This window comes from Martinezella sp. CNPSo 3959 (genome assembly GCF_057784355.1).
This window is the reverse complement of sequence record NZ_JBXSOV010000026.1, coordinates 1-2,500: the sequence shown is the minus strand read 5'-3', so window position 1 is coordinate 2,500 and position 2,500 is coordinate 1. Positions and strand designations below refer to the sequence as shown.

The following is a 2,500-nucleotide window of genomic DNA, read 5'->3' as shown; positions in this document are numbered from 1 at the left end:
GAGTACTATCAGGCAGACACACGGCGGGTGCTAACGTCCGTCGTGAAAAGGGCAACAACCCTAACCTCCAGCTAAGGTCCCCAAGTCATGGCTAAGTGGGAAAGGATGTGAGGATCCCAAAACAACCAGGATGTTGGCTTAGAAGCAGCCATCATTTAAAGAAAGCGTAACAGCTCACTGGTCTAGTCAAGGGTCTTTGCGCCGAAAATGTAACGGGGCTGAAGCCATGCACCGAAGCTGAGGATTCCTCTTTGAGGAGTGGTAGCGGAGCGTTCCGTAAGCTGATGAAGGGATACCCGTGAGGGGTCCTGGAGGTATCGGAAGTGCGAATGTTGACATGAGTAACGATAAAGAGGGTGAGAGACCCTCTCGCCGAAAGACCAAGGGTTCCTGCTTAAAGTTAATCTGAGCAGGGTTAGCCGGCCCCTAAGACGAGGCGGACACGCGTAGTCGATGGGAACCACGTTAATATTCGTGGGCCTGGTGGTAGTGACGGATTGCTTAACTTGTTCACACTTATTGGATTGTGTGGGCGGGGACGCGGTTCCAGGAAATAGCTCCACCGTATAGACCGTACCCGAAACCGACACAGGTGGTCAGGTAGAGTATACCAAGGCGCTTGAGAGAACTATGTTGAAGGAACTCGGCAAATTGCACGCGTAACTTCGGAAGAAGCGTGACCCTTATGTACGCAAGTATGTGAGGGTGGCACAGACCAGGGGGTAGCGACTGTTTACCAAAAACACAGGGCTCTGCGAAGTCGCAAGACGACGTATAGGGTCTGACGCCTGCCCGGTGCTGGAAGGTTAAGAGGAGGGGTGCAAGCTCTGAATCGAAGCCCCAGTAAACGGCGGCCGTAACTATAACGGTCCTAAGGTAGCGAAATTCCTTGTCGGGTAAGTTCCGACCTGCACGAATGGCGTAACGACTTCCCCGCTGTCTCCAACATAGACTCAGTGAAATTGAATTCCCCGTGAAGATGCGGGGTTCCTGCGGTCAGACGGAAAGACCCCGTGCACCTTTACTATAGCTTTACACTGGCATTCGTGTCGGCATGTGTAGGATAGGTGGTAGGCTTTGAAGCAGGGACGCCAGTTCTTGTGGAGCCATCCTTGAAATACCACCCTTATCGTCATGGATGTCTAACCGCGGTCCGTTATCCGGATCCGGGACAGTGTATGGTGGGTAGTTTGACTGGGGCGGTCGCCTCCGAAAGAGTAACGGAGGCGCGCGATGGTGGGCTCAGACCGGTCGGAAATCGGTCGTCGAGTGCAATGGCATAAGCCCGCCTGACTGCGAGACTGACAAGTCGAGCAGAGACGAAAGTCGGTCATAGTGATCCGGTGGTCCCGTGTGGAAGGGCCATCGCTCAACGGATAAAAGGTACGCCGGGGATAACAGGCTGATGACCCCCAAGAGTCCATATCGACGGGGTTGTTTGGCACCTCGATGTCGGCTCATCGCATCCTGGGGCTGGAGCAGGTCCCAAGGGTTTGGCTGTTCGCCAATTAAAGCGGTACGTGAGCTGGGTTCAGAACGTCGTGAGACAGTTCGGTCCCTATCTGCCGTGGGTGTAGGAATATTGACAGGATCTGTCCCTAGTACGAGAGGACCGGGATGGACATATCTCTGGTGGACCTGTTGTCCTGCCAAGGGCATAGCAGGGTAGCTATATATGGAATGGATAACCGCTGAAGGCATCTAAGCGGGAAACCAACCTGGAAACGAGTGTTCCCTATCAGAGCCGTGGAAGACGACCACGTTGATAGGCCGGGTGTGGAAGTGCGGCAACGCATGAAGCTTACCGGTACTAATAGCTCGATTGGCTTGATCGTTCCCATTGCCAGTGCTCATCGAATAAATTCGACGAGCTTTTTGTCCTCACGCTGTCGCGATCTTCGATCGCTACGCTGCGGACGGCGCGCTCTGCGCTTGCGGACTTCGTCCGGAAACGCATCCAGCGACGTGTTCAAATAGACAAAACGAAGTGAAAACTTCACCAGCTTCTCAAAGGGCATAAACCGCTGGCGCGGTTTAGCCCGAAGTTGCGCTTTGCCGACCTGGTGGTTATGGCGGGGTGGCTGCACCCGTTCCCTTTCCGAACACGGCCGTGAAACGCCCCTGCGCCCATGGTACTTCGTCTTAAGACGCGGGAGAGTAGGTCGCTGCCAGGTCTGCTAATCGCAACTTTGTTTAATAGAAATCTTCTCATCACACTCTGAAAAACGGCCTAGCCGTGTTACAATAGGCCGCTACCAAAGCGGCCTTTGCCGCTTCTAGGAAGCAAGAAATTACCCCTACGCACCCGAAATAGGATGCCATGGGCGCGACAAACCCAAAGGGTTTGCGCTGGTGACGCGATAAACCCGAAGGGTTTACGCTGGATAAGACGACAAATCGCTCCGCGATTTGCGTCGATGGCGCGGGGTGGAGCAGCCCGGTAGCTCGTCAGGCTCATAACCTGAAGGCCGCAGGTTCAAATCCTGCCCCCGCAACCAAT

General features: G+C 54.4%; 1 tRNA gene and 2 rRNA genes (1 of these 3 cut by a window edge). All 3 read left to right on the top strand.

Features of this window, described 5'->3' with window-relative positions:
• A 23S ribosomal RNA gene (locus AC13RE_RS28295) occupies positions 1-1,835 on the top strand (it extends 1,070 nt beyond the left edge of the window).
• Between the two features lie 224 nt (positions 1,836-2,059).
• Positions 2,060-2,174, top strand: a 5S ribosomal RNA gene (gene rrf, locus AC13RE_RS28290).
• Positions 2,175-2,421: 247 nt separating this feature from the next.
• Positions 2,422-2,498, top strand: a tRNA-Met gene (locus tag AC13RE_RS28285).
• Positions 2,499-2,500 lie beyond the last annotated feature (2 nt).